General features: G+C 48.6%; 26 protein-coding genes and 1 pseudogene. 10 read left to right on the forward strand and 17 right to left on the reverse strand.

The window, feature by feature from the left end:
• Nucleotides 1–37: 37 nt before the first annotated feature.
• Complete coding sequence (locus PKO01S_RS03875) at nucleotides 38–985, reverse strand: helix-turn-helix transcriptional regulator (RefSeq protein WP_127529980.1); 948 nt, start codon at nucleotides 983–985, stop codon at nucleotides 38–40.
• Nucleotides 986–1101: 116 nt separating this feature from the next.
• Complete coding sequence (locus PKO01S_RS03880; protein ID WP_127529981.1) at nucleotides 1102–1548, reverse strand: MerR family transcriptional regulator; 447 nt, start codon at nucleotides 1546–1548, stop codon at nucleotides 1102–1104.
• A 170-nt stretch (nucleotides 1549–1718) separates the two neighbouring features.
• Between PKO01S_RS03880 and PKO01S_RS03885 the strand changes: the two genes are divergently transcribed.
• Nucleotides 1719–2570, forward strand: coding sequence for an aldo/keto reductase (locus PKO01S_RS03885; protein ID WP_127529982.1), 852 nt, complete (start codon nucleotides 1719–1721; stop codon nucleotides 2568–2570).
• A 328-nt stretch (nucleotides 2571–2898) separates the two neighbouring features.
• Here PKO01S_RS03885 and PKO01S_RS03890 read toward each other — a convergent pair whose 3' ends face one another.
• The 3 genes from PKO01S_RS03890 to PKO01S_RS03900 form a co-directional block, all read right to left on the reverse strand.
• On the reverse strand, nucleotides 2899–3696 hold the full coding sequence (locus PKO01S_RS03890; protein ID WP_127529983.1) for a CPBP family intramembrane glutamic endopeptidase: 798 nt from the start codon (nucleotides 3694–3696) through the stop codon (nucleotides 2899–2901).
• A gap of 263 nt (nucleotides 3697–3959) precedes the next feature.
• Nucleotides 3960–5054, reverse strand: coding sequence for an L-dopachrome tautomerase-related protein (locus PKO01S_RS03895; protein WP_127529984.1), 1095 nt, complete (start codon nucleotides 5052–5054; stop codon nucleotides 3960–3962).
• 396 nt (nucleotides 5055–5450) lie between these two features.
• Nucleotides 5451–5732, reverse strand: a complete 282-nt coding sequence (locus PKO01S_RS03900; protein ID WP_127529985.1) for a hypothetical protein — start codon at nucleotides 5730–5732, stop codon at nucleotides 5451–5453.
• A 190-nt stretch (nucleotides 5733–5922) separates the two neighbouring features.
• On the opposite strand from PKO01S_RS03900, the gene PKO01S_RS03905 reads away from it, so the two are divergent.
• The 5 genes from PKO01S_RS03905 to PKO01S_RS03925 are packed head-to-tail and all read left to right on the forward strand — an operon-like array spanning nucleotide 5923 to nucleotide 8247.
• A complete protein-coding gene (locus PKO01S_RS03905) occupies nucleotides 5923–6165 on the forward strand; it encodes a spore gernimation protein GerQ (RefSeq protein ID WP_127462735.1) in 243 nt (80 codons plus the stop codon).
• A gap of 12 nt (nucleotides 6166–6177) precedes the next feature.
• Nucleotides 6178–6564 (forward strand): spore coat protein, encoded by a 387-nt coding sequence (locus tag PKO01S_RS03910; RefSeq protein ID WP_127529986.1) that lies wholly within the window; start codon nucleotides 6178–6180, stop codon nucleotides 6562–6564.
• Nucleotides 6561–7697 carry a zinc-dependent alcohol dehydrogenase gene (locus PKO01S_RS03915; RefSeq protein ID WP_127529987.1) on the forward strand — a complete coding sequence of 379 codons (1137 nt, stop codon included), beginning with the start codon at nucleotides 6561–6563 and terminating at the stop codon, nucleotides 7695–7697. Before PKO01S_RS03910 ends, PKO01S_RS03915 begins: the two co-directional genes overlap by 4 nt.
• 36 nt (nucleotides 7698–7733) lie before the next feature.
• Nucleotides 7734–7937: a hypothetical protein gene (locus PKO01S_RS03920; RefSeq protein WP_127529988.1), complete on the forward strand. Its 204-nt coding sequence runs from the start codon at nucleotides 7734–7736 to the stop codon at nucleotides 7935–7937.
• Between the two features lie 13 nt (nucleotides 7938–7950).
• Entirely contained in the window at nucleotides 7951–8247 is a 297-nt protein-coding gene (locus tag PKO01S_RS03925) for a spore coat protein (protein WP_127529989.1), read from the forward strand.
• 238 nt (nucleotides 8248–8485) lie between these two features.
• Here the strand turns inward: PKO01S_RS03925 and PKO01S_RS03930 are convergent, their stop codons facing one another.
• The gene (locus tag PKO01S_RS03930; protein WP_127529990.1) at nucleotides 8486–9352 is read right to left on the reverse strand and encodes an SDR family oxidoreductase; all 867 of its coding nucleotides are present in this window, start codon (nucleotides 9350–9352) and stop codon (nucleotides 8486–8488) included.
• A 199-nt stretch (nucleotides 9353–9551) separates the two neighbouring features.
• Here PKO01S_RS03930 and PKO01S_RS03935 point away from each other — a divergent pair, with 199 nt between their 5' ends.
• Nucleotides 9552–10145 (forward strand): TetR family transcriptional regulator, encoded by a 594-nt coding sequence (locus PKO01S_RS03935; RefSeq protein WP_127529992.1) that lies wholly within the window; start codon nucleotides 9552–9554, stop codon nucleotides 10143–10145.
• A 225-nt stretch (nucleotides 10146–10370) separates the two neighbouring features.
• On the opposite strand, the gene greA is transcribed toward PKO01S_RS03935, so the two are convergent.
• Nucleotides 10371–10847: a transcription elongation factor GreA gene (gene greA, locus PKO01S_RS03940; protein ID WP_127529993.1), complete on the reverse strand. Its 477-nt coding sequence runs from the start codon at nucleotides 10845–10847 to the stop codon at nucleotides 10371–10373.
• 243 nt (nucleotides 10848–11090) lie between these two features.
• Here greA and PKO01S_RS29725 point away from each other — a divergent pair.
• Nucleotides 11091–11591, forward strand: a pseudogene (locus PKO01S_RS29725) (transposase); the annotation flags it as partial.
• A 159-nt stretch (nucleotides 11592–11750) separates the two neighbouring features.
• On the opposite strand, the gene PKO01S_RS03950 reads toward PKO01S_RS29725, so the two are convergent.
• From PKO01S_RS03950 to PKO01S_RS03960, 3 genes are all read right to left on the reverse strand, one after another.
• Nucleotides 11751–14771 (reverse strand): HD domain-containing protein, encoded by a 3021-nt coding sequence (locus tag PKO01S_RS03950; RefSeq protein ID WP_164779469.1) that lies wholly within the window; start codon nucleotides 14769–14771, stop codon nucleotides 11751–11753.
• Nucleotides 14772–15044: 273 nt separating this feature from the next.
• Nucleotides 15045–15524 carry a 23S rRNA (pseudouridine(1915)-N(3))-methyltransferase RlmH gene (gene rlmH, locus PKO01S_RS03955; protein ID WP_127529995.1) on the reverse strand — a complete coding sequence of 160 codons (480 nt, stop codon included), beginning with the start codon at nucleotides 15522–15524 and terminating at the stop codon, nucleotides 15045–15047.
• Nucleotides 15525–15527: 3 nt separating this feature from the next.
• Nucleotides 15528–15695, reverse strand: a complete 168-nt coding sequence (locus tag PKO01S_RS03960) for a CxxH/CxxC protein (protein ID WP_127529996.1) — start codon at nucleotides 15693–15695, stop codon at nucleotides 15528–15530.
• A 254-nt stretch (nucleotides 15696–15949) separates the two neighbouring features.
• On the opposite strand from PKO01S_RS03960, the gene PKO01S_RS03965 reads away from it, so the two are divergent.
• Entirely contained in the window at nucleotides 15950–17641 is a 1692-nt protein-coding gene (locus PKO01S_RS03965; RefSeq protein WP_127529997.1) for a methyl-accepting chemotaxis protein, read from the forward strand.
• 126 nt (nucleotides 17642–17767) lie between these two features.
• On the opposite strand, the gene PKO01S_RS03970 is transcribed toward PKO01S_RS03965, so the two are convergent.
• Nucleotides 17768–19174, reverse strand: coding sequence for a S1C family serine protease (locus tag PKO01S_RS03970; RefSeq protein WP_127529998.1), 1407 nt, complete (start codon nucleotides 19172–19174; stop codon nucleotides 17768–17770).
• Nucleotides 19175–19308: 134 nt separating this feature from the next.
• Here PKO01S_RS03970 and PKO01S_RS03975 point away from each other — a divergent pair, with 134 nt between their 5' ends.
• The gene (locus PKO01S_RS03975; RefSeq protein ID WP_127529999.1) at nucleotides 19309–19530 is read left to right on the forward strand and encodes a hypothetical protein; all 222 of its coding nucleotides are present in this window, start codon (nucleotides 19309–19311) and stop codon (nucleotides 19528–19530) included.
• Here the strand turns inward: PKO01S_RS03975 and PKO01S_RS03980 are convergent.
• From PKO01S_RS03980 to PKO01S_RS28660, 6 genes are all read right to left on the reverse strand, one after another.
• Complete coding sequence (locus PKO01S_RS03980; protein ID WP_127530000.1) at nucleotides 19499–20305, reverse strand: MBL fold metallo-hydrolase; 807 nt, start codon at nucleotides 20303–20305, stop codon at nucleotides 19499–19501. The genes PKO01S_RS03975 and PKO01S_RS03980 overlap by 32 nt on opposite strands.
• Before the next feature lie 98 nt (nucleotides 20306–20403).
• The gene (gene yycI / locus PKO01S_RS03985; RefSeq protein WP_127530001.1) at nucleotides 20404–21171 is read right to left on the reverse strand and encodes a two-component system regulatory protein YycI; all 768 of its coding nucleotides are present in this window, start codon (nucleotides 21169–21171) and stop codon (nucleotides 20404–20406) included.
• A 47-nt stretch (nucleotides 21172–21218) separates the two neighbouring features.
• Entirely contained in the window at nucleotides 21219–22793 is a 1575-nt protein-coding gene (locus PKO01S_RS03990; RefSeq protein WP_127530002.1) for a YycH family regulatory protein, read from the reverse strand.
• Entirely contained in the window at nucleotides 22786–24609 is a 1824-nt protein-coding gene (walK, locus tag PKO01S_RS03995; RefSeq protein WP_127530003.1) for a cell wall metabolism sensor histidine kinase WalK, read from the reverse strand. The genes PKO01S_RS03990 and walK overlap by 8 nt, the downstream gene beginning before the upstream one ends.
• Nucleotides 24606–25382 carry a response regulator YycF gene (yycF, locus tag PKO01S_RS04000; RefSeq protein ID WP_127530065.1) on the reverse strand — a complete coding sequence of 259 codons (777 nt, stop codon included), beginning with the start codon at nucleotides 25380–25382 and terminating at the stop codon, nucleotides 24606–24608. Before yycF ends, walK begins: the two co-directional genes overlap by 4 nt.
• A 279-nt stretch (nucleotides 25383–25661) precedes the next feature.
• Entirely contained in the window at nucleotides 25662–25802 is a 141-nt protein-coding gene (locus tag PKO01S_RS28660) for a hypothetical protein (protein ID WP_164779470.1), read from the reverse strand.
• Nucleotides 25803–25839: the final 37 nt, after the last annotated feature.

The raw sequence follows: 25839 nt of genomic DNA on the forward strand, positions 1-25839 counted from the left end.
TGCCCCATTATAAAAAAACGCTACTGACAACGTTATGTCAGTAGCGTTTTAGAATTTTTTGGGCTTCCTCACGAACCCGATCTCGGAATGATTCGGGTTCCAACACGATTACGCCCGCTCCCCAGCCAAGCACCCATTGCAGCAATTCATCCAGCTGACGAACGCGTAAAACCACATCCAATCCATCTTGATGCTCTTTCATATCCTCTATGTAATGATAGTTCGATTCCTTCACCTTATCCGCGATGTCATGGTTAAATCGAAGGCAGACTCGCAAGTGGCGATCATCTGAAGGGGTATACCCCCTTAAGTCAAAATGCGCCGGGGGTTCGAATCGTTCGTCCAGTTCGATAAGTTCAGTCATTCGGGACAACCGGAAATGGCGGATGTCTTGGCGTAGATCACACCAGGCAACAAGCATCCACGACCCTTCGACGAGTACAAGGCCATAAGGCGCGGCGGTACGTTCGCTATGGCGGCCCCCCGCGGAATCCGTAATTTTTTTTGAATAATGAAATCTGATCTTTCGCCCATCTAATAGAGCTCGGCGGACTTTATCGAGATTTTCCCTTTCGTTTGACTCAGCTGCCTGTTTGCCAGGCGGGAGCAATCGCAGCGACTTGCGTATACGGGAGGTCTCACTGCGGACACTGTCCGATAGAGTGGCCTCGATTTTCCTCCTGGCAGCATTAGCTCTATCACGATAATCATCATCAAATCGCTGCTCGATAAAGTCTGTTCCTATAAGCAAGGTCACGGCTTCCTCTATTGTGAAACGGATCGGAGGCAGAAAATATCCCTCCATTAAAGAATACCCGGTGCCTGTAGTGCCTATTACCGGCACGCCTGCTTCGCTGAGCGCCTGAATGTCGCGGTATATAGTCCTCACGCTCGTTTCAAATAGTGCCGCCAAATCTTCGGCACGCACCACTCGCCTGCCTTGCAGCTCCAGCACGATGGCCAACAAACGATCTGTTTTGTTCATTGAATGCCCAATGCCCCCTTGAAGCGCAATACTGTACAACAGAATACTTACCGTTATTTATGATAAGGTTCACCGCATCGGGCTATCAGCGAATACTGCTTTAACGGCTTCGACGTTCAACCCCTTGGTGCAGCCTTATAGAATACGTCACCATGCATATGCTGAATTCTGTCCCAATTGACGGGATTGGTCGTATCTAGGGTGTGGTGCTCTAGTATGGCTTGATATAAGGCGGTCTTCTCTTCCAAATGAGCAACGTGCAGCCTGGCCTCTTCGAGCTTAGCGAGCGCCGCTTTCTTATGTTCCATCATAAGTGTGTAGCGCTGCGAAATGGTGGAATCACCCTCGAGACATAAATCGATATACATTTTAATGACACCGATTGGCATCCCTGATTGCTTGAGGCATTTGATGCCATGCAGCCAGTTGACCGATTCGTCGTCGAATAATCGAATATTATTCACATTCCGCTGTACGCTTGGCACCAGACCTTTATCCGAGTAAAAGCGCACAGCGTGCTCGGTGAGTCCCGTGACTTGTGCGACTTCTTTGACTGTATACATGTGGAATCCTCCTTTGAAAAAAGAATAACAGCCTCTTGCCTGCGTGTAACACGAAGGAACTAAGCTTATTGTAATGCAACTGTGCCGTAATCGGAATTCCCTCTCCAGTCCCCGATTTCCGGGAAATGCACCGGTTGCTGTTATTCATATGATCAATAGGAGGAATTTCAATGCAAACTGTAACTTTGAACAACGGTGTGACAATGCCGATCCTAGGCTTCGGCGTCTATCAGATTCCCGATGCTGTAGAGTGCGAGAACGCGGTGTACGAAGCACTGTCGGCCGGTTACCGCTTGATTGACACCGCTGCCGGTTACCTTAACGAGGAAGCGGTCGGACACGCGATCAAGCGCAGCGGTGTACCGCGTGAAGAACTGTTCATCACGACCAAGATTTGGGTTCAGGATGCTGGCTACGAGAATGCCAAGCTTGCGCTTGCAAAGTCCCTGACAAAGCTGCAGCTCGACTATCTCGATCTGTACCTGATTCACCAGCCGTTCGGCGATTACTACGGCACTTGGCGCGCGATGGAAGAGCTTTACCGTGAAGGAACAATCAAAGCCATCGGGGTCAGCAACTTCATGCCGGATCGTCTGATGGACCTCATTGTGCATAACGAAATTGCGCCCGCCGTCAACCAGATTGAAACGCACCCGTTCTACCAGCAGACAGAAAGCAATACTTTCTTGAAAGGGCAAGGCGTGCAGCACCAGTCGTGGGCGCCGTTCGCTGAAGGTCGAAACAATATGTTCGGTAACGAAGTGCTGACCTCGATTGCGGAAAAACACAACAAATCCGTCGCCCAGGTCGTATTGCGCTGGCTTGTTCAACGAGAAGTTGTTGTCATTCCAAAATCGGTAAGCAAAGAGCGAATCGTCGAAAACTTCAACATTTTCGATTTTACGTTGAGCGCTGACGATATGGGACAAATCTCCACCCTCGATACTCGGGAGAGTCTGTTCTTATCGTACCACGACCCGGGAGTCGCCAAGATGATGGGCAACTGGAGAGTCGATCTATAAACCTTGATCGACCAGAAACTCGTCTCGCTTATATACTCATTTGACCTTGTTGATATGAAATCGATTCTTTCAGTCTCTCATGGGCGGTGACGAGAACGGGAAGAACCCATATATTATACGAGTTCTTCCCGTTGGTACCAAAAAGTTTCGCCCTGCTTATGGTACGGTTCAGCGTATCCTCAAATAAGCGAATTCGAAAGGCACCCAAGTTGGGTGCCTTTCGCTGTTGGAATAGGAATCGTTCACGGCTTCTGAATTTTCATCTATCCCACGGTAACCTGAATTCCATGTAATTTCAAAAAATTCCACTAAATTTCCATTTATTCAATCAAGCCATCATCCCATGGACGGCGCCTCTCTCGATCCGCTTCCTGCGCCCGATTCCCATAACGATGACAGCGGAGATCGCGCAAACTGTAGCCAGCGTGCCCATCGCCAAACGGCTACCGTCCTCCTCGTTAAACCAAAGTAGCATACCGAGGTTAATCAGGGCATGGTACGATGTGGCCAGCACCAGCTTACCGCCCCTGGCATCAATTAGCAGCTCGCCGAGTATGACGGAGAGGGATACGGTGAATAGGACGAATAGCGACGCATAAACCCAGCCTTCGGCGAACACGCCGATATGCCAGACACCCCACAGAATACCCACGACAACTGAGGCCGGGAAAAGGCCGATTCGACTCTGAAGCTTCGGTTGTAGGAAGCAGCGCCAACCAACCTCCTCGCCTGCCGCCCCTATAAATTGGGCGATCACAATGAGCCAGAACGGATGCGATAGTGAAGCTGGGGAAGTATAGGCGACCGAACGCTCGGTGACCGCATACCAGAGCCATACAGTAGCAAACGTCCCGATGATTAGCACTGCCACCGCGATCAGTTTCCGCAGCGAAAGCGGCCAGAACCGAAGGTTGAGGTTAAGAGTCGATCGCCCCTCCCCTTTCCAGAGCAGCAGGATGGATAGTACTCCAAGTGCAGGACCAAATTGAGTCAACTGAATAACAACCTCGGGTACGCCCAGCGCGGGCTGGGCAAACCCTAACAACAGCGCTCCGATTGAGGTAACAATGTAATAGATGAGAATAATTAACCCCAAACCGGGCTTGCGGTTCTGGATAGAATCCATTGATTTTTCATCCTTTCCTGATAATGGTAATAAGCAAAGGATAAACCAAGGGATTTCGAACCGGAATGACCCGAAGAACGAACTGCAAATCCAACTGAAGTCTAGAAAGTCCCCCGACCGAACGCTCTCTTCATGAGTTCTAATATGCCAGCCATGAACTTCGCCCTATTTATGATACGGTTCAGCTTAACTGGTCTATCGGCGAAATTTGAAAATGCACCCATTCTACGCAAATAGAGTCAACTTTGTAAGCAAAATATTTACTAAAAGGTAGGAGCAGGTGGTTCGGCTATTTTCATACGTAGTAAACTATAAGGCGTTTGCCGCAGGTCATTTCCATAATGAAATCTTGACTGCCGATGTAATTGGTTCACGATGAAATATAAGTATTGATCTGGACCAATCGAAAAAGTATCCGGCCATAAAATTCTCGGATCATGTGCAATGGTCTCCATTATTCCATTCGGCAATATCTTTCGAATACTATTGTTTTCATAGTCTCCAGCGTAAACGTTTCCTTTTGCATCGGTGATCATTCCATCTGAAGCACCTTTTTCTCCCCAATACTTCACGTGAGATTGTAAATTCATATCCGGTATCGTTCGGTCTCTTAGGGCTTCCGTTGAAATTGAGTACAGATGACGACTGGAGAGAGGACAAAAATACAATATTTTTCCGTCCGGGGAAATCGCTATACCATCAGATGCCAATCTAAAGGGTGAAGCAGATCCGTCTTTGTTTCGATTCATCAGGATTTTACCTTCAACTTTCGGTAAGAAAAAGCGATCGGGCGAAGTTGAATTTGCCCCGTTTAACCGTCTCCAGGCATAACCGGTTTCTAAATCAACAACAATTATGGCTCCTGGTCCTCGGGAAGACGAATCTGTTATATAAGCATAACCTGCTTTACCAACACGAAAGTCAACTCGGACATCATTCAGATAAGTGGTTGGAAGGACAACATCTTCCGTAAATGTGTATACCCTTTTTATAGTATTTGAATTTAAATCAACAGCGACTAACTTCGCACCCCCTTTGATGGGTTCTGAGAAATTAGGAGCCCCCGTATCCAGTACCCAAAGCGTTCCCTTTCCATCCGCAACGACACTTTGGACACTAACGAAGGACGTTGTGATATTCGATGGGCTTACCACATTGGCGTCTAAACTAGGATAAGGCTGCAGTGTGCCGCTAACGATCTCAGCCACCGTAAATTTAACGTCGTCTCCCCATTTCGGAAAGCAAATGAAAATACGCCCGGTTTCAGAAACTGTAACACCTGTAGGCATGGCTCCGTAAAATAAAAAAACCGCCTCAAACTTACCGAAATACTTTTCACTCGGTAACATCACTTTTATAAAATCCTCCTCAACAGGTTCGAGCTGCTATCACCTATTTATATGACTGAATGTGGTTCAATTTCCTGGATAATAAAATAATTTTACAGGATCTATATCGATTTTCCTCACGTTCCTGATGACTCGAGCGTTCTGCGTGACCTACTTCGGAACCATGACACGAGTGGAAACGGCAAAACAAAAGAACGCAGCCAGTACGACACGTTCCTAAAATGTGGGACTATGCCCCTAGGCTATCCCAAAAGGGGAATGTGCAATGGCCGCGTCCAGTATTGTATTGAAGAAGCCTTCAAAGCCACTATTAAAAGTGGAATTGAAGGCTCCTTTTTGTTAGGACAAAAAGCCAAATATCGCGAAAGAGATGGAGATGGCTTTGTCACCACCAAGGCTACCGTTTTATTGTTGGTCCGGCAGACGTAATGCGTTTGCCGAAGTTTGCGCTTGATCTAAAAATTCCTCTGCTTGGGTCAAATGCTGCCGGGCCGTCTCCAAAGCTTGTGAATTTGTTGCCGCATTAGATTCACTAATCGAGCTTATCGCCTGATTTAAAGCGGTTTGCGCCTCAGAAACTGCGTTAGATGCATGCTGCTCCAGCAGATTGCCGCTCGAGTGGAGTGCACCTGCTGCCGGTCTTCTTGCATTTTCGGTGGCTAGATCAATTTTGTCTTCATTGGGCAAGGGGAGTCCTCCTTCCTTGAGCAAAGATCAATAACTTAAACAGAAATAAGTATGCGGTTGAGATTTTGTTTATATTCTTGCGACTGCATGAGAATATTCGTACCCTACATTTCCGGCAATCCATTTTAGGATAGGATTCAACGCGTAGGAAAATATAACTCTGATGAAAGAAAGGAGGGATAATTGCTCAATGAATACGCCAACGCTAGCGCCGCACGAATCGATGGAACTGCACGAAGCGTTAAACTTCAAAACGCTCTGCCTCGCTAAGTCAAAACTTATGCAAGGCTTGGTCTTTGACCAAGAGCTGAAAGCGTTAATGCAGAAGGACGTCATTCTATCCACACAACAGATCGCCGAGCTCCAAGCCATCTACGCAAGAGCCCCATTCCAAGCACCTGTTCCGAATAGCCCGACACCTATCACTCATTAAAGGGGAGCGCCAATGAACACCGATTACTTAGACCCGATTAATTCATTAAATATGCCGGAGATGGCAGACATGACATTTGCAATGGACTTCCTTATTCGGGCTAAGGAAGGTGTGCGGAATTTGTCCATCGCCCTGACGGAAACGGCTTCTCCCGATGTAAGGGCGCTGCTTCGCAATCATCTTATGCAGGGGATTGCACTGCACCAAGAAATAACGGAGCTTATGATTCGCAAAAAATGGTTCCATCCTTACGAGTTGAACGAACAGTACCAACTCGATCAGCTTTCGGCGAACAATACGGTTATGATCGGGCAGATGAATTTGTTCCCGGATGATACGTCGCGTAAAGGGATGTTTGATCGGACCCCAGATGAACATATTGGAGGACATTATGCATGAAGGCGGTAACGTATCAAGGGATTAAAAATGTCGTGGTCAAAGAGGTGCTGGATCCGAAGATTGAGAAACCGGACGATATGATCGTAAGAGTCACCAGTTCCGCCATTTGCGGTTCGGACCTTCACCTGATTCACGGAATGATCCCTAACCTTCAGGAGAACTATGTCATCGGTCATGAACCTATGGGGATCGTAGAAGAAGTAGGCCCTGGAGTGACCAAGGTAAAGAAAGGCGACCGGGTGATCATCCCTTTCAACATCGCATGCGGAGAATGCTTTTATTGTAAGAATCAACTGGAAAGCCAATGCGACAATTCAAACGAACACGGCGATATGGGCGCATATTTCGGCTACTCCGGAACGACCGGCGGTTACCCTGGCGGGCAAGCCGAGTATTTACGAGTTCCATTTGCTAATTTCACCCACTTCAAGATTCCTGAAAACTGCGAGCAACCGGACGAAAAGCTAAGCTTGATAGCCGATACCATGACGACGGCATTCTGGAGCGTAGATAACGCCGGCGTCAAGAATGGAGATACGGTCATCGTGCTCGGCTGCGGTCCGATCGGACTTCTAGCCCAGAAATTCTGCTGGCTGAAGGGAGCAAAGCGCGTCATCGCCGTTGACTATGTCGATTACCGCTTACAGCATGCGAAACGAACAAACAATGTAGAAATCGTAAACTTCGAACAAGATAAGAATATCGGCAACAATCTCAAGGAAATGACCAAAGGCGGCGCCGATGTCGTGATTGATGCGGTCGGTATGGACGGCAAGATGAGCGATCTCGAGTTTCTAGCCAGCGGTTTGAAACTGCAAGGCGGCACCATGAGCGCATTTATCATTGCGTCTCAGGCTGTCCGCAAAGGCGGGACCATCCAAGTCACTGGGGTATACGGCGGACGCTATAACGGATTCCCGCTCGGCGACATCATGCAGCGCAACGTGAATATCCGTTCCGGACAAGCCCCGGTCATTCACTACATGCCGTATATGTACGAGCTGGTTGCGTCAGGCAAAATAGACCCTGGAGATATTGTTACGCACGTCATTCCGCTTAGCGAAGCCAAGCACGGCTATGAAGTTTTCGATACGAAAACCGACAATTGCATCAAAGTCATCTTAAAGCCCTGAATATAGGTAGCGTTGATAGAGGAGAGGATAATTCGAATGATTTCCAATTATGCTTTGCATGAGATGCTGGAAGTTCATGAAATGGCTGCGTTCAAGACCGTTTGCATGACCAAATCCAAAACCATGCAAGCTCTGGTAACCGACCCGGAGCTCAAGCAAATTTTGCAGCAAGACGTGCATTTATCACAGCAGCAGCTTCAGGAACTCGGTGGAGTGCTGTCTAAAGTGACCCTAACCTAAAGGAGACAGATACATGAACACCCTATTTGAACACTTGACAGGGCTTCATACGCTGACCGATGACGTGATCGCAATGGATTTTTTGATGAACGCCAAGAGCGGAGTCAGGAACTGCGCCATGGCCGTAACCGAATGTGCCAGCCCCGAGATCAAGCAAATTTTGATGAAGCAGCTCGATGAAGCTATAGACTCCCATGAAAAGATAACAAACTACATGATGCAGCGGGGCCTATACCATCCCTACCATATTCCGGAACAAATTCAGCTTGATCTGAAAAATATTCAGACCGCTATGAACATTCCGTCCTAACACCATAATCGTCCCGACAAAACGCGCAGAACCACCATGGTTCTGGCGCGTTATTTTTTGAAATTAGCAGAAGACACTCCTCACTTATTTGGGCTTCGTCTTGCCATCCTTGTGATACGGTTCAGCATATCTGATTTAACGGCGAAATGAAGGACATCCTTATTAGATGTCCTTCACAATTGGATTCAGGAGACATCCATAGTGGATGCCTCCTTCCGATGCTCTAAATTAGTCAGTGTTACGATGATTCGGGAGTCGATTCTTTTAAAAAATCTTGGAATATGATCGGAGGACGACCGATTAGGTTTTCCAAAGCCGGATCAATTTGCGAGAAATCTCCCTGCCGGCTTGCTTTAAAGATACCCGTAAGCAAGTTGATGACCGCTTCCGGCATTCCATGAATCGCCAAGCGTTTCCGATATTCTTCATCGGACACAACAATATGCCGAATCGGCTGGCCTAAGATCTTGGAAGCAATCGATGCGATCCCTTCCATGTCAATCGCCTCGGAGGCCGTAAGAGGAGAGGTAATCCCGTCGAGCTTCCCCTCTGTCAAGATAGCCGCTGTAACTGCTGCCAAATCCGAGTGAGTCGTCCAGGCAATCGGACCGCTTTCCGGGACTATTAATTCCCCTGTTTTCAAGGCATCGCTGATCATCAATAACGCTGAAGTGGCAAAAAAGCCGCATCGAAGCGATGTGAAAGCCATCCCTGAAGATTTCAGAATCTCTTCTGTAGCCGCATTGGTGAGCATGGGAGGGAAATGTGATGTCGCAGATGAACCCATATGGCTTGTGTACAGCACTCGGCCCACCCCAGCCATCTTAGCCATTTCAATGGCGGTTTGATGATGGCGAACAGCCTCTTCTATCTCCAAAGCGTTGGAAGAGACAATGAGTACTTGCGACGCTTGTTCAAAGGCGTGAAGGAGACTTTCGGAATCGTCGAAATTTCCTTGTCGAACACGAACTCCGCGTTCTTTTAGATCCAGTGCCTTGTTCGCATCCCGGACACTCACACCAATTTCCTCCGCAGGAATCCGCCCGAGAAGCTCCTCAACGATCCTTCTTCCTAAATTTCCGTTGGCCCCGGTAACAACAATCATTTCTGCATACATCCTTTCGTTACGTCTGGCAGAGCGGATTTCTTGCCATACGATTTGGTTTGTGGAATCATAATCGTATACGTAGAATATAAAAGGATTACATTGTGCGAACAACCTGCAAAAAGCTGTTTTTGTTGTGTTACCTACATATTGATCCTTTTGTCCGTTTATTTAAGTTCAAGGGAAAGAGGGGGCCCCTATGTCAGTCAATCCTGATGATCCGCGTGTAATAAAAACCCGTCAACAGCTCGTGCAGGCGTTTAACGAGTTGGTTGGGGAAAAGAGAAATTTCTATTCCATTTCTGTACATGATATCGCAGCTCAAGCAGCTGTAAACCGAACAACCTTCTATGCGCATTTTCAGGATAAATATCATTTTCTTGAATATTGGAAAACAGAAAAGTTTAAAATTTTTGTAAATGGCAGACTACCAGAGGATGCAAGCTTCAATGCAGACAGTTTGCGAACTCTTATTCAAACTGTCTTCGATTTCCTGTTGCAGGCCCGACAGTACAGTACACCAGGAGACAAGCAGTTCGAAGCCATATTCGAAAATGCCATTCAAAAGGAGCTTCATCGACTCCTGCTTAAATGGTTACATGGGGAGAATCAGCAGAGCTTTACTCCTGATAAAGTGGAGACTAAGGCACTCGTTGTAAGTTGGGGTGTATTCGGGTCGGCCTTGCAGTGGAGCCGGAACCCTCAAAGCCGCTCGGTGGAATGGATGGTAGAAGAAATCAATGAGGTCATTTGGGCTGATCTAGCTTCTTTTTTCGACCAAAGAACCCGATAAAGTTCATCTAAGTTCTCGCACCTAGCAAATTCGGAACTCTCCAGAGAAGAGTCACTTGTCGAAGTTTAATCCGTACTTGAATATCAAATAGCCCCCAACTATCCTACCCTTAGCTTAGCGTAATGAAAAATGGAGCTGCTGCTGAGTGCAACTGCTCCAAAATGCATGAACTATCATTCCTCGGATAGTTTAATATTGCTTTCATGTCATGAAATGAGACACTTTTCAAATTTTAATTTCGAGCAGCTCATATTGAAGGTTGCCCATTGGCGCGTCTACGTTAATTATATCCCCTACCTTTTTTCCAATAAGACCCTTTCCGAGTGGGCTTTCGTAAGAAATTTTGTTCTCCGCTACATTGGCTTCAGCCGGACCGACAATGCGGTATTCGATCCTCTCGGCGAATTCAATATCATTCAAGATTACATAAGAACCTACGCTGACTTCATTCAAGTCCACACTGTCCGCATTCACGACTCGTGCCCGCTTTAATATCCGCTCCAGAGCCAGAATTCGGGTTTCCATGTGCGCCTGATCATCCTTGGCAGAATGGTACTCACTGTTTTCTTTAAGATCGCCATAACTGATCGCCACTTTCAACCGCTCCGCTAACTCCTTACGCTTGACCGTCTTGAGCTCGCGGAGCTCTTCCTCAATCTGCTCCAAGCCCTCTTGCGTCAATATTACTTCATCTTTATCCATGGTTTCATTCCTCATTCCCTATAGTCTGTACCATTTTACCCTATTTCGAACTGAAATAGCTCAAATAGTTATTGGGTTGTATTGGGAAGGAAGAAAATTGGGTCACCCTACTTATGATACGGTTCCCCGTAACATCTATAGAGCGAATCAAAAAGGCACCCAAGAAGGTGCCCTCATAGCTCGGATAGGGACTTTCAAGAAAGCTCTCATCCGAATATACCTGTGATTTATAAAAAGCTGCTGTTGGATGACGCCTCTAGAGAGAAATACCCGAATGCAGACGTTCAGCACTGCCTTGTGCACAAGGCTCGTACGAAATTTTCGAAGATCTGCGTACAGCATAAAACAGATTTCCCTACTGATTTGAAGACGGTTCACACCGCTCTTAATCATGACCTTTCGTTGGCTTCTTTCGATACAACGAAAGCAAGATGGGACAAGCTCTATTCGAAGGAGATCAAGTCTTGGGAAGACCAACTGCCTACTTTGCTGACGTTTTTCAAGTACTCAGCAAAGATTAAGGGGGCTATCTATACAGTGAATCCCATTGAGCGTATGAATAAAAAATTCAAAAGCGTCTACGACCGATGAAGATTCTGCCGAACGTGGATGCTGTAGAGAAGATCGTCTACTCGGATCAAATCTCTTACAACGGTCGTTTCGCTGACCGCCTACTTAGAGGGTTCGCTGATCCATACGTCAAAAGGAAGCAAACTGAAACTGTATGAAGATCGTTACCCGTAGCGTAGGTGTAAGGATAGGTATCCAATAAAATCCCTACAGAAGGATTCGCCACATCCAAAACCATCAGAATATTCGCATGAAAACTTTTTTGCATTGCGTTGGAATATCAACCTATCTGCACAAACTTCTTAACGCTATCCTATTTGGGAGAATCATTTATTATAAATCTACTCTTTTTGTGTTGAAATACCATGGAAAGTCCTGTTTTGTTATTGTTAAATCAGGCTCATTAGCATTAATGGCTTCTTTTGACTTTAATCTATTCCAATACAGTAAGATAGCTTCCTTGAAATCTGTAAATACTTGATCCGATTCATGAAACACTCCTATTGATATAAATTGATGATCTGAATTACGTAGAATTCGCTGCCACTTGGCATCATTCGGGTCATCCTTTGATTTCAAGTAATTATACATAATAGCATTTAACGAGTCCCTAAGGTCTTCAAATATACTTTGAGTATCCTTGTCAATTATTCCTCCACTTTTAACTATTGGAGCTATTGCTGGGTGGTTCTTATTGAATATATGATAATACCCTCCAGTTGAACTAGGCATACATAAAATACGTTCTCTTTCATTCTTAAAATCTGTATATATTTGATCTGCAATTTCGTATCTATTAGCAATTGTTGCCTCAGGTTTTTCCAAGTCTAAAATCTCTACATGAAGAGCAGGAATTGGAGTTAATAAGTATTCGGTCGCAAGGTTATAATAATTTTTACCACCAAAAAGTGCATGGATTAATTTCTCCATATTATATGCAGCTCTCACCTGATATTCCCTAACAACAATAATTTTTATATTTCCTAGATTTTGAATGAAGTCAGCCATAGTTGGCAAGTGGCTACTTGACCAACGTCGGTCAATTACCCCTATATATCTTGTCTTTACTAGTTCGCATCCAAATATCCTAATAATACTTGCATTAATTGAGATTACTGGAAAAGAGAAATATTCTAAAAAGAAGTCCCTTGCTTCTTCAGATAAAATTTCCTCACTAATTCTATTTGGAATCCCAACGAATCCCTTATCAAACAGGAAATCCAAATACAGATGATATTCATCTAGAGAATGTCGCATCTTATAGTCATTTAGATGCTCCTTAAATGAGGAAATAATAACCCTTTCAATTGCAACTTTTAATACCTTATACTTTTGATCGATAATGACTTCAGTTCTATCTGGTGTAATTGTCAAAACATTATTACCGTAAATATTCATATCGGCATAGACGCTTATCCACTTTGGAAATAATCCTTCTAATGACTTCGAAGGAGTAAGTCTGAATTCCATATCACCACTATTCGGAGTACCCAAATTAAAAAATCGTTGTGAAATATGACCGGATAGTGTCCCTTCATAATTCATTGTACCTGTATTAACTATTAGAATTTGTCCTTTTACATCAATATCCTCAACATCATCGAGATTAATTTTTAATAAGAAATGGGTGCTTTTGTTACTATAAATAAAATCTTTGTTTATTATTAAATCCGTATCCGTATTCATATCTTCTGTAATTTGTGGAATATCATATAGCGAAGCCTTTTCATGAATAACTATCTCGTTGTTGGAAAATATTTTAATTGGGAACGGAGGATTTGGAATTATTTCTTGTACTAATTTTAATATATGTTGCGATTGGAAAGGATTGTCTTTCTTTAACTTCAAAGAAATTTGAGTGCCAATTTCAATTCTATTACTATTTCTCTTAATACAATAATGATGGGCAGTCGGAATTTCATAAAGTATTGGTTTAGGCGGGAATAATGGATTCTCTGGTTCCATTCGACTTTCTACTATCATGGAGTCAGCTACCATAAAAACAGAAAGCACACCAATACCAAATTCACTAGTTAAATCGAGTTCAGTTCCATAAAATTTAGGGTGATTATAATAACTCTTGCCAACCTGAAGAAAGTATTCACTGAACACTCTATCATCCATTCCAATACCATTATCTTTAACTACTAGTTCACCATCACTATAGTTAATTTCAATTTTTGGAACAAATAATTCTTCTCGCTCATTATATAAATGTTGTCTAGCCTTAATTGCATCTATAGAGTTCTGAAGTAACTCCCGTAAAGCCGTTATAGGGTTACGATATAATCGCTGCCCCATAAGTAACTCCATTACTTTTTCATAGTGTAATTCAAACTTTACCTCGCTATATACATATGATCCGTCTGATCTAATTCTATCCATATTAAGTGGTTCATTTAAGGATAGTTTATATCTTCTAGATATAGTATCTGTATACTTGTTTAGTAAATCCATGCTTTCTTTTCTTTCTATCTCAATCCAATTCATAAACAATCTCAATGCTCTCTCTATTTCAGGAGAGTTGCACTCTGCTTCAAAAATTATTCTTTCTGCATTTATATCCCAACCAATTATTGATCTATGTTTTCTCCACTCCTGAACACTTGTCGAATCTTGTGGATTTACAAATTCAAAGATTACACGAGGTGTTCTTTCAGGATCTAAGTCTAAAATATCAGCTAGCCTCAAAATTATTGATACATACTGTAAATTAACATATTTATAACCTATCAGTCTATTTCTAGAGTATTTTATTGTGTCCTGTAACACCTTAACAGACGATCCATGACTATTACATACATCTATCAGATGCTTATGCAATGGAATATCATTGAAACTTAACCTCAGTTCCCCATGACTTAATTCCCTTTCGATGAATTCCGCACTACGTTTAACATGTTGCCTTCTCAGATATTCTGTAAAAACCTTATCCTCAATTCTAGTTGAAGCTCGATGATCACCTTCGTGCTTATACTGAATATAATCTTTATACAGTGGATCTGTAGTTAGAAGCACTTCATAATCCTTCGAGTTCCTGATAATATCTTCCCTCTCAGCCGCAGAGCAGGTCATTCCGATATCATGTAAATATGCTGAAAGGATTAGTAATGTTATTTCAATTTCATTAAGTTTTTCAAGGGTCTCTTGTGGAATAATACACTCCATAATTTTAATAATTTTCAAACTATGTGATTCATCATGGAGAGTATATTCTGGCATATTTTCTGGAATACGCGCTAAAAGTGGTATAGCATGGTTTACAATTTTCAGAACTACCTCAGAAATTTTATTTAAGCTACTTTCAACTTTCAGTAACTGTTTAAATAAATCAGTATCTACTAAATGATTCATATAAGACCCCATATTATCCTCTCCTTATTTAAATAGTCCTTTTATATATAAAATGGATTTTTTAGATTCAAGGTATAAAGTTAAGTATAATAATACGTTGTATATATTTCTATAAATATTTATTATTTTATGTAAAATAGGAGATCGAATTTTTTAATCTCAAACATACTAATATCGGTATACCTACTTAATTTTTTTCTCTTTAATATAAATGTACCAAAGTGTATCAAGTATTGTTTCCGTAATTCAGATAACTAGAGCCATGTTTTCGCCCTACTTGTGGTATGGTTCCCCCCGGTTAATCTTCACCGCTCGGTACACCTGCTCAATGAGCACCAGCCGCATGAGCTGATGTGGCAGCGTCATGCGCCCGAAGCTCAGCTTCTGCTGGGCGCGGCGCAGCACGGCCGGGGACAGGCCGGTGCTGCCGCCAATCACAAAAGCCACGTGGCTCTTGCCGTACGTGGCTAACTTATCGAGCTGCACCGCCAGGTCCTCGCTCGACCACAGCTCGCCGTCCAGCGCGAGCGCGATAACGTGCGCGTCCGGCTTGATCTGCGCGAGCAGCCGCTCGCCTTCGCGGTCGCGCACCTGCGCTTCTTCCGCCGGACTCATCGTCTCCGGCGCCTTCTCGTCGGGCACCTCCGTCAGCAGCAGCTTGACGTAAGGGCCGAGACGCTTCGCATATTCGGCAATGCCTGCTACGAGGTATTTCTCCTTCAGCTTCCCGATCGTCGCAATCTGGATCAACATCGGCTACACCACCAGGAACTCGGCTGGTTCTTCGCACATATCGCATTGGCGCGGCGGATCCCAGTCGGAGAACTCCGTATCCTTCAAGTTCACCATATCCGGTGCGTCTTCATATTCATCAACGAATTTATCGAGTGCTAATTCCACATGCTGTTTACATACACAATACATACTTGTCCATTACCCCGATTTCTTCATAAGTTGGTTACTGGTTATTATACCAAATGCCCCGCCCCCCTAACTACCTCTCCCCTTGGCAAAATATTGCCGAATCGCACCCGCTTCACGACAATGCCTCCAAAAGCCTGCAATTCTACAGCCAGCTTTGAATTGTTGCTTCATTATCAAATTAATCCGATTGACTGTCGGTTCACTCCGGGTGAGAATCAAATCATAAGGCATTATTCACCACGGGGGGACTAGCGATGAAGATTAAGTACAAGCTTCCATCCGCATTCATGATCATTATTGCGCTTATGATCGGGATGGCGGGAACGAGTTACATGCACATCGACCGGACGGATAAAGCGATCGAAGAGATGCTGCAGGACGACAACTACCATAATGAGCTGCGCTATCTGCAATACCGTTTGGCTGGCATGTCCAACGACGAACGCGGGTATCTGCTGAATGGTGACCCGAGCTTCCGAGAAGGTATACAGCAGAAGAACTTAGACGTGGCGGACAGCTTCGCCCGCATTGAAGCTAATCCCTCCCTTGATGACAGCGACCGCAAATTGCTGATTCAGATCAAAGCGGACTATGAGACTTACTCCACCTGGAGCAACAAAACATTGGATCAGATGGACCTCAACAATAAGCAAGGCGCTCTCATGGCCCACTTAGGCGATGAGCGCACAGCCCGCAAACAGCTCGATGCGGTAATAGACGACGCGGTGAAGAAGCTGGAAGCCGAGATAAATAGCGATAAAGCCAATCGCGAAGACGATTCGGATCAGCAATCTATCATTATGCTGACCATTTCCATTGCCGCCATTATCATCACTCTGATCGTAAATTTCTTCCTGACCGCGTCGATTACGCGGCCGATCCGCAGCATTAACCGGCAGCTTGAATCCATTGCCGAAGGCAACGGCGATTTAAGCCGTGACCTGGATATTCGTTCGAAGGACGAAATCGGCCAATTAGCCCAATCGTTCAACAAGATGTCAGGCAAGCTCCGCACCATCCTGTCCCAAGCGATGGATACAGCTGTTCAGGTTGCTTCCTCGTCCCAGCAATTGAGCGCTAGTGCCGAGCAGACGACGCGGGCAACGGAGCATATCGTCGAGACGACCCAGCAGATTGCGACTAATGCGGAAACGGAACAACGTCACATGGAGGAAGCATCGCAGGCTATCGGCAGCATGTCCGCAGGCATCGAGCAAGTGTCGGGCAACAACGAACAGATGCGGATGAATGCGCATTCCGCGAGAGAGGCCTCTACGACCGGGGCCGAAGCGGCGAATGACGTTCTGCAGACGATGGAACAGATGCAGACGACCGTATCTCAGACCTCGTCGGTCGTGCAGTCGCTCGGCAACCGTTCGCAGCAGATCGACAGCATTACGAGCGTCATCACCGATATCGCGACTCGTACGAACCTGCTGGCGCTCAACGCTTCGATCGAAGCTTCCCGTGCCGGGGAGCATGGCCGAGGCTTCGCCGTCGTCGCGCAAGAAATTCGCAAGCTGGCCGAACAATCCGGACAATCCGCCCAGCAGATCGGCGAGCTTATCCAAGAGGTCGTTCAGGAGACGAGACGAGCCGTCGACTCGATGAACGCCGTTGCCGACCAGACGCAGCAAGGCCTTCAGAAGACAGAGCAATTAAATGAACTGTTCCGCGAGATTGAAGAACATGTAGCTGCCGTGGACGGGCAAGCGACGCAAGCCGCCTCGACGACAGCCGAGCTCGCAGCCTCGAGCCGCCAGATTGTAGAGATGACGAGCGTGGTTTCCGATGCGAGCCACGAAGTGGCGGCCGCATGCCAGCATAATTCGGCTTCCACAGAGGAGCAGCTCGCGACGATGGAAGAGATCACCTCCTACTCCGATACGCTCGCACAGATGGCGGAGGAGCTTCGAGAAACGTTATCCCGCTTCAAGCTGCAATAATAATCATATAGCCATTCCGACAAAATAACGCCGCCAGAGGCCATCCCTCCAGCGGCGTTATTACTTATTTCATCATCCAAGTGCCAAAAGAGCAGACCGCCCCAGGCGGCCTGCTCTCGACATCGACTATTCGTCGTCCTTGCTCTTCTGGGTCAGCTTCACTTTCGTCGTCATCAGCTTACCGTCGCGGTAGAACGTAATTTCGATCGTGTCGCCAATTTCCTTCTTGTTGTACAAATATTTGCGAAGCTCCATCGTGCTGCCGATCGGCGTCTTGTCGAACTTCACGATCAAGTCGTTGAACTGCAGTCCCGCTTCCTTCGCCGGGCCGACCGCCTCGAGCACGATGACTCCATCCTCTACGCCTTCCGGCAGAACGAGACCAGTACCGTTCTCCTCGCCTTCCAGCATAGCCTCCGCGTCTTCACCGGCAGCCGGCGCCTTATCGCCTGCGCCTGGAGCAGCTTCCTCCGCCTGAGCACCCGGGTCCAAGCTGTCCTTCGGACCTTGACCCTGCTGCTGCGTCAGCGCTTGCTGCGCAAGATATTGATCCAGATCGAACGTGTAGACGCCGAGATACGGACGTTTCACGATGCCGAACTCGATCAAGCTGTCGATTACCGGACGCGCATTGTCGATCGGAATCGCGAATCCGACGCCTTCAACGCCTAAGTCGGCAATCTTCATACTGTTAATGCCCACGACGTTGCCGTCCAGATCGATGAGCGGACCGCCGCTGTTGCCCTGGTTAATGGAGGCATCGATCTGAATGACCTCCTGCTCCCAGTCGTAGTTGCCGTCCTGATTCAGCGACACCGGAATGACGCGCGTCGTCTTGCTTATAATGCCCATCGTCAGCGAGTCGTCTAATCCGAGCGGACTGCCGATCGCCATAACCCATTCGCCATTGCGCAGCTTGCTCGAATCGCCGAACTTCGCCACCTCTTTGATGCCTTCTCCATCCATCTGCAGCACCGCGAGATCGGTAATTGGATCGTCGCCGACGACTTCCGCCACGCGTGCGCTGCCGTCGATCATCGCGATCTTCACCCGCTCAGCGCCTGCGATGACGTGAGAGTTGGTTACGATAAGCGCCTTGCCGTCCTTCTTCTCGAAAATAACGCCCGAACCGATGCCCGCATCCTGCAAGTCATCCTCGCTATAGCCGTTCTCATCATTCGCCGGACCGTATTGTTCATTAATAACGCTGACGACCGTCGGTCTTACTTTAGCCGCCGCTGTAATCGTCTTCTCATAAGGGTCCGCCGTCTGCGTCTGCGTCGCCGACACTGAAGCAGCCGCCTTCTGGCCCCCGGCCTTGCCCCCGCTGCCGCCGCCGAATTGGGTCACCGCTCCGAACAGAAGCGCGGCCCCTACGACGCTGATAGCCGATGACAATACGGCAAGCCGAACCCGCGACCATGTGGACCGGCTTCGCAGCACCATCGACTGCTTGCCTGCATCCTCTTGCACCCAGCGGCTTCTCCGCTTGGAAACACGACTCGAATAGAAATCGTCATCGAATAGGCTCATATCTATCTCTCCTCTCAATGCCTTGCGAGACATCAAGATTATCATTCAGTTATAGGAATGTTTTCGGCAATTACGACTACAATAATAATAGATTACGAGACGAAAAGATAGATAATAAAGGAGCGAATGCCATTATGAGCAAAAAATCTTCGCCCGCTTGGGATTTCATCCAGCTGGCCGGAACTGTAGCTGACCTGAAACGCGATCACTACCGTACGCTTCTGACGGTGAGCGTGCTCGTCGACCTGCTCGTCGACCGCGGAATTGTGACCCGCGAAGAGCTGGAACAGCGTACCGCATCACTCGATGAAGAGCTCGAGCTGCTTATCGACGCCTCACTTCGTCCCATGGGGTAGCGCGGTCGCAGTACGTATCCCGCAACGGATTCTCATCCCTTTTAAAGAATATGCCGTTGTTCTCGAATATACTATTAATCGTTAACTTGGCCAGATCCATTACATTATGATCAAGACTTAAGTGGGCGAGATACACCCGCTTCGTCCGGTCCGTCATCAGCTCGCATAGTGCCTCGCCCGCCGCCACATTGGACAAGTGTCCGACATCGCTTAGGATGCGCCGTTTAATATTCCATGGATACCGCCCCATTCGGAGCATCTCCGTATCGTGATTCGATTCCAGGACGAGCACGTCCGAATCGATGATAGACTGCCTCACTTTGTCGCTCACATAACCAAGGTCGGTCGCCAGACTCAGCTTGTACCCGTCCTCGGCGAACGTATAGCCGACCGGCTCCTCCGCGTCATGGGAGATCGGGTAAGACGTCACCCGCATGTTGCCGAACGAGAGCGTCTCGCCCGTCTGCATAATCGTCCGCTTCTCCGGTGCGATCGTGCCGACATGCTTCTCCATTGCACCCCAGGTCGCCTCGTTGGCGTAGATCGCAATATTATATTTGCGGGCGATTGCGCCCAGTCCCTTAATATGATCGGAATGCTCATGCGTCACGAACAGGGCATCAATCTCATGTCCTGACACCCCGCGCTCCGCCATCAGTTGATCGATCCGCTTGGCGCTAAGGCCGGCATCGATAAGCACCGTGTGCTCATCGTTCTGCACGATCGTCGCGTTGCCCGTCGATCCGCTGGATAGATTGGTAAACCGTAATCCCATAACAGCCTTTCGTCCCTTCTCCCCACTTGCTCGCGAAGCAAGCACTCAACCGAATGCCTGCCTGTTCCGCCGCACTCATCCTCTGATGTTTCGTTCCCCTAAGGATGACTGCTCGTCACTTCATCATCGCTTTTCTCTTGTACAACCTCAGCACTTATCGCATGCACGTAGAACGGCTTGCCGTTCTCCAATATGACTCGCCATGACGGTGCCGCATACTGCGTCTCCGATTCGAACAGTTGGCCATGATAGCCGAGCGATATTTCCTTAATGACCGAGCCTTCCTCCAAATACTTATCGATCAGCGGCATAACCGCCTTCGAAGCCGACAATACTTCGCGCGCCTCGGTTACATCCGACTGCTGCAGCTCCACCTGCGTCTGGCTGTAGGCCGTTATTTTCTGATTCTGGTTGCTGTAGTACAACTCCAGCTTCACATCGAACATCGGCCGCCCGCCTGCCATCCGGTATAGGACGAACACGCCGTCCGTACTCGACAGCTGATCGAAGCGGTACAGCTTCAGATCCGGGATAATGCCGCCCAGCTGTTCTTGCAGTTCCTTCTCTTCGAACACGATCCGGCTGTCGACCGGTGTCTTCAGCTCCACCCGCTTGGCTAAGCCCGGCGGCGTCGTGAACCGGTAGGTCAGGTCGCGCATCTTAGGCGTCTCCGACGGAATGCTCGCGGAGGTCGCGAGTCCGATGCCCCGCTCCTTCATAATGCGGAGCGTATCGGTTCCCAAGTCGCCCAGCTTCTGGTCCGCGTTCAACCGCTCGCTGACGTTCTGCCATAACTGATAGCCTAGCACCACGTTCAACACGAGAAAAGCTAATATGAGCACGCTCTTCGCGCGGCTCCAATCCATGCGCACTCACCCCCGGCAAGGCGCGAAACTCCGCGCCCCGCGACCTGTTACTGCACTTTCGTCTGGCTTGCGAACGACATGATGCCGCTGACCGGCGCTTTATTCGGATTATCGGTCTTGTTCTCGCCGGAATCACCGATTTCCCCGGACGAATAGGTGACTCCGGACGTTTGGCCAACGCCGCTTCCAACCGTTCCGCTCAGCGGATTAACCGGACTTCCCTGTTGTTGTTGCTGATGCTGTTGCTGTTGTTTTTGCTGTTTCTGCGCGCTCGCTTGCTCCTGCCAGGCGCGGCGTTCCGCGGAACCATCATACCCTTCGGGCATCGCGCCTGCGACGACGCTCTGGGAACCGTCCGCATAACGGACAGCCCATACCGGCACCAGACTCAGCTGCGAATCCTTCGTTATCGGCACCACTTGCACCGCAGGATACAACGCCACAATATCGGTGCTGCGGTCCATGTTGTCGAGCGCCGACCGCAGCCGGTCTCCACCCGGCAGCCAGCGCGTTGACTTGGATACCGCGTCGCCCTTAAGCGTCATAAGCGATCGCTCGTACTCCGTCACGACGCCCTGCTGAAGCAGCAGCCGCATATAACCAAACTTATACACCTGATCCGACACGATCGGATACGCACCGTAATATTGCTGGAACAGCACCGTCCGGCTCTCTTCCCCTGACGGATCGTCTGCCGGCTTCACCGGTACGTAACGGTTCAATCCATCCCATCCGCCATGATCATTAATGAATTGCATCGACGCAAGCACATTGTCCGTCGTATTGTTCTCCGTCGTCTGCGGAGCGGCCGGATTCGTATAGCTGACCCAATTGCCGCTTTGCTCAATCTGCAGACCGCGCTTGCCGTCGGTCACGATCTCGGCGCCGCTGAGCGTCTTCATCGCAAGCGTCGTGCCCGGATCGAAGAACAAGCTGCGCTGCATCTGCTCTGGCGTATACGTCTCATAGCCGACGACCGCTTGTACCGCCTCGATCGACAGCTCCGGCACGTAGATGTTGCCGACAGCCTTATAAGGTGTTCCGAATTCTCCGAAGCCAACATATTCCTCTACATCATGCTCCGTCAGATCGGTCCGGACCGCTTCATAGACGGCGCGGCCGTCGCTGCTGAACAAGAACGCATGTACAAGACCGGTATCTTCGTCGGTGTAGATCCAGATTCGCTCAATTCGATCACCCATAAACTGAAGGTCGCCCTCCAGCTTCATCAGCTTCTCGAGCAAAGCGACTGGAACGCCGCCGCCAAACCGAAGCTCGACACCACGCTTCTTCTCCCGGATTTGGTACCAGTCATAGCTGCTGACCGGATACCGGGTAAACCCTTTGAAGCCAACAGCTTGTATCTTGTGAAACACGAGATCGTAGAAATTGGACGGCGGGTACAGCACCGTATGCTGTTCATCCCCTAGATGCAGCACAATCGAATCCGGGAAAATAACGTTCTCGATCTGCTGCGCCAATCCCATCGGTTCCGTATTCACATAATCAATCTCTGTCCGTACCGCCTTCAACCCCGGCATGCTGTAAGCAAGCCAGTAGCTTTGCAGCAGGCTGAGCACGATCAGGACGGTTAGAATCGCTGTCTTCAACCGCTCAATCATGCAGGCTCGCCTCCTTCGCCGGCAGGACGAACGTAACGGTCGTACCTACATTCAGCTCGGACTCCAGGTAGATCGTCCCGCCGTGCGCCCGGACAATTTCCCGGGCAATAGACAGGCCGAGTCCAGTGCCGCCCATATTGCGGGAACGCGCCTTATCAACGCGGTAGAACCGGTCAAATATTCGGCCCAAATCTTTCTTCGGGATACCGATTCCTGCGTCCTTGACGCTCACCGCTACCGTATGGGCATCCGGCTTGCGGGCTGTCAGCACGATCCGCCCGCCGCCTTGCGTATATTTAATCGCATTGGACAGCAAGTTATCGAGCACTTGGTCAATGCCGTCACGATCGAGCCATATAGCGCCGACGCTGTCTTCAATGATCACTTCCGACTCAATGTCCTTCTGATTCATCTGGAACGCGAACCGGTCCGCCGCCTCCTCCAGCAGCTCTGGCAAGCTTGTCTGGCTCCGGCGCAGCGATGCCTGATTCGAATCGAACCGGGACAAATGCAGCAGATCCGATACAAGACGAATCATCCGTTCCGTCTCGTTGCGAATGACGTTGACGAACCGGTCAGCAAGCTGGCGCTCATCAAGTGCACCGTCATCGAGCGCTTCCGCATAACTCTTAATCGTCGTCAGAGGCGTACGCAGCTCATGCGAGACGTTCGCAACGAACTCCCGGCGCGATTGCTCCAGCTTCTCTTGCTCTGTTACGTCCTCCAGAATCGCAATGGTGCTTGTCGTGCCCTTATCCCGGCGATGCACCGGTGTGAATGTGACGCGCAGCAGCCATTCGGCTTCTTCGGTCTCTTTGCGCAGCAGCTTAGAGCCGCCTTCCAGCTGAAGCTCGGTCATATCGTCAGGCGGCAGATCCAGCAGATCCGACAGCTTCACTCCCTCACATTCGCGCACGTCGAGCAATTCCAGCGCACGTCGGTTCGAGACAATGACGCAGCCGCTCTGGTCGGCTGCGACGACGCCGTCGCTCATGTTCGCAAGGACGGAAGCAAGCTTGTCCCGCTCCTCCTCGTTCACCGATAAAGCTTCGCTCAGCCGGCTCGTCATATCGTTGAACGCCTCGCTCAGCCGTCCGATCTCGTCATCGCCGAGTACAGGCACCTGCTGGTCGAAACGCCCTTCCGCCACTGCCGCCGCAGATCGGGTCAACACCTTGATCGGATTCGTGATGGTATGCGCCAGCAGGATGCCGAGCACACCGGTCAGTCCGAGCGCGATCAACGTACCCGAGACGAATATTTTGTTCACCCGGTCCATCGTCGCGTACAGATCGTTCATCGACGCAACGATGTAGACCGCGCCAACGACGCGGCCGCCCTCATAGGTAACCGGCTGCGCAATAATTTTCTTCCGGATATTATCCTCGTCGATAATTTCCTCTTCATTGTCCCGGATCGATTGCAGGGCGCGGGTTACGAGCAGCGACGGATTCTTCTTCCCGACGATCGACTGATTGGACGCCATCGATGTCGCAATGACTTTGCCGCTGCTGTCCAGCACCTGAATCTCCGCTTCGCTAATGCTGAACAAGTTGCGTACGACGTTGCTGATGCCTTCCGCCGAGTCCTGCTGATCGCCCTCCGGCTCGACGGTTCGGCCTGCCAGCATCGGCGCTGCCATCTCTGACAGCAAATTTGCTTGATCTTTCAAATTGCTGGTGAAGCTCTCCGTCAGCGAGTTCTTAACGGTACTGATGAAATATACGCCGATCAGCTGCATCGCAATGAGAATGAGCAGCACATAAATAACGATCAGCTTAACTTGAACCGTGCGGAACAGCCGGATGCCGCTCATGCGAACCCGAAGCCGCCGCTTTTCGGATTTCTCATCATATAACCAAGCCCGCGCCGAGTTAAAATATATTCCGGACGGCTCGGATCATCCTCGATCTTCTCGCGAATGCGCCGCACGGTCACGTCGACCGTCCGCACATCGCCGAAGTATTCGAAGCCCCATACCGCCTGGAGCAAATGCTCCCGTGTCATCACCTTGCCGCTGTTGCGCGCAAGATAATAGACTAATTCATACTCCCGATGAGTCAGATCAAGCGGGTCGTTATCTTTATAAATGACATACATGTCGGTATCGATAAACAAATTAAAAATTTGAAGTCCATTCTTGCCATGATTGGCTTCGTCCGCACCGACATTCGCCGCTGCGTCTGCAGCCGCAGACTGTGCTTCCTGCACCGCTTCGCTTGTCTTCTTCTGTCTGCGCAGATGCGCCTTCACTCTAGCGAGCAATTCGCGCGTGCTGAACGGCTTCGTGACGTAATCGTCAGCGCCTAGCTCCAGTCCAAGCACCTTGTCCAGCTCGGTATCTTTCGCGGTCAGCATAATAATCGGCATCTGAAGCCCAGTCCGCACTTCGCGGCACACGTCCATTCCGTCTTTCACCGGCAGCATCAGATCCAGCAGCATCAGATCAGGACGCTCCTCATAAGCGAGCCTTACCGCCTCGCCGCCGTCAAAGGCACAGATGACCTCATAGCCTTCCTTCTCCAGATTGAATTTCAGAATATCTGCAATCGGCTGCTCATCGTCTACGACTAATATTTTGCCGTGCATGGCTTCACCGCCCGCCCGTAGTATGGTCACATACGCTATCGTACTTATTTTAACATACACCGCATAGCTGTCCCAATGAAAACTCTTTCATATGGAAGAAAGATTACTGCCAATTCTAATACACGGTTAACATTCCGATCATACTCCGTTTATGTTCCCGGTCCATAATGTAAACATCGAAGTAAATAATGTTCACAACGAAAGCGAGTGTTCCCCTTGAATATGAAACAACGGCGCCGCATGAACCGTCTCGCACACACTGCGGCAGCAGCGATCGTGTTAGCCGCCGCGCTCAGCCACAACAGCTCTGCCCCCGTTACTGACCCGAAAGCTGATCCGAACCGTCCCTCTGTCAATCCTTCCTTGCCTCATGAACGCAGCCAGCAGCCGGCCCTGATCCACGTCACCGTCTTCACGCAAAGATAAAAGCACCGCTTACCGGTCGGTTAACCGGCAA

This window comes from Paenibacillus kobensis NBRC 15729 (assembly GCF_004000825.1).
Taxonomy (GTDB): domain Bacteria; phylum Bacillota; class Bacilli; order Paenibacillales; family Paenibacillaceae; genus Paenibacillus_T; species Paenibacillus_T kobensis.

What these genes read in the sequence shown, in the direction of transcription:
- PKO01S_RS03875 (WP_127529980.1), bottom strand. Translation starts at nt 985, where the DNA reads ATGAACAAAACAGATCGTTTGTTGGCCATCGTGCTGGAGCTGCAAGGC.
- PKO01S_RS03880 (WP_127529981.1), bottom strand. Translation starts at nt 1,548, where the DNA reads ATGTATACAGTCAAAGAAGTCGCACAAGTCACGGGACTCACCGAGCAC.
- PKO01S_RS03885 (WP_127529982.1), top strand. Translation starts at nt 1,719, where the DNA reads ATGCAAACTGTAACTTTGAACAACGGTGTGACAATGCCGATCCTAGGC.
- PKO01S_RS03890 (WP_127529983.1), bottom strand. Translation starts at nt 3,696, where the DNA reads ATGGATTCTATCCAGAACCGCAAGCCCGGTTTGGGGTTAATTATTCTC.
- PKO01S_RS03905 (WP_127462735.1), top strand. Translation starts at nt 5,923, where the DNA reads ATGAATACGCCAACGCTAGCGCCGCACGAATCGATGGAACTGCACGAA.
- PKO01S_RS03910 (WP_127529986.1), top strand. Translation starts at nt 6,178, where the DNA reads ATGAACACCGATTACTTAGACCCGATTAATTCATTAAATATGCCGGAG.
- PKO01S_RS03915 (WP_127529987.1), top strand. Translation starts at nt 6,561, where the DNA reads ATGAAGGCGGTAACGTATCAAGGGATTAAAAATGTCGTGGTCAAAGAG.
- PKO01S_RS03920 (WP_127529988.1), top strand. Translation starts at nt 7,734, where the DNA reads ATGATTTCCAATTATGCTTTGCATGAGATGCTGGAAGTTCATGAAATG.
- PKO01S_RS03925 (WP_127529989.1), top strand. Translation starts at nt 7,951, where the DNA reads ATGAACACCCTATTTGAACACTTGACAGGGCTTCATACGCTGACCGAT.
- PKO01S_RS03930 (WP_127529990.1), bottom strand. Translation starts at nt 9,352, where the DNA reads ATGATTGTTGTTACCGGGGCCAACGGAAATTTAGGAAGAAGGATCGTT.
- PKO01S_RS03935 (WP_127529992.1), top strand. Translation starts at nt 9,552, where the DNA reads ATGTCAGTCAATCCTGATGATCCGCGTGTAATAAAAACCCGTCAACAG.
- greA (WP_127529993.1), bottom strand. Translation starts at nt 10,847, where the DNA reads ATGGATAAAGATGAAGTAATATTGACGCAAGAGGGCTTGGAGCAGATT.
- PKO01S_RS03950 (WP_164779469.1), bottom strand. Translation starts at nt 14,771, where the DNA reads ATGAATCATTTAGTAGATACTGATTTATTTAAACAGTTACTGAAAGTT.
- rlmH (WP_127529995.1), bottom strand. Translation starts at nt 15,524, where the DNA reads ATGTTGATCCAGATTGCGACGATCGGGAAGCTGAAGGAGAAATACCTC.
- PKO01S_RS03960 (WP_127529996.1), bottom strand. Translation starts at nt 15,695, where the DNA reads ATGTATTGTGTATGTAAACAGCATGTGGAATTAGCACTCGATAAATTC.
- PKO01S_RS03965 (WP_127529997.1), top strand. Translation starts at nt 15,950, where the DNA reads ATGAAGATTAAGTACAAGCTTCCATCCGCATTCATGATCATTATTGCG.
- PKO01S_RS03970 (WP_127529998.1), bottom strand. Translation starts at nt 19,174, where the DNA reads ATGAGCCTATTCGATGACGATTTCTATTCGAGTCGTGTTTCCAAGCGG.
- PKO01S_RS03975 (WP_127529999.1), top strand. Translation starts at nt 19,309, where the DNA reads ATGAGCAAAAAATCTTCGCCCGCTTGGGATTTCATCCAGCTGGCCGGA.
- PKO01S_RS03980 (WP_127530000.1), bottom strand. Translation starts at nt 20,305, where the DNA reads ATGGGATTACGGTTTACCAATCTATCCAGCGGATCGACGGGCAACGCG.
- yycI (WP_127530001.1), bottom strand. Translation starts at nt 21,171, where the DNA reads ATGGATTGGAGCCGCGCGAAGAGCGTGCTCATATTAGCTTTTCTCGTG.
- PKO01S_RS03990 (WP_127530002.1), bottom strand. Translation starts at nt 22,793, where the DNA reads ATGATTGAGCGGTTGAAGACAGCGATTCTAACCGTCCTGATCGTGCTC.
- walK (WP_127530003.1), bottom strand. Translation starts at nt 24,609, where the DNA reads ATGAGCGGCATCCGGCTGTTCCGCACGGTTCAAGTTAAGCTGATCGTT.
- yycF (WP_127530065.1), bottom strand. Translation starts at nt 25,382, where the DNA reads ATGCACGGCAAAATATTAGTCGTAGACGATGAGCAGCCGATTGCAGAT.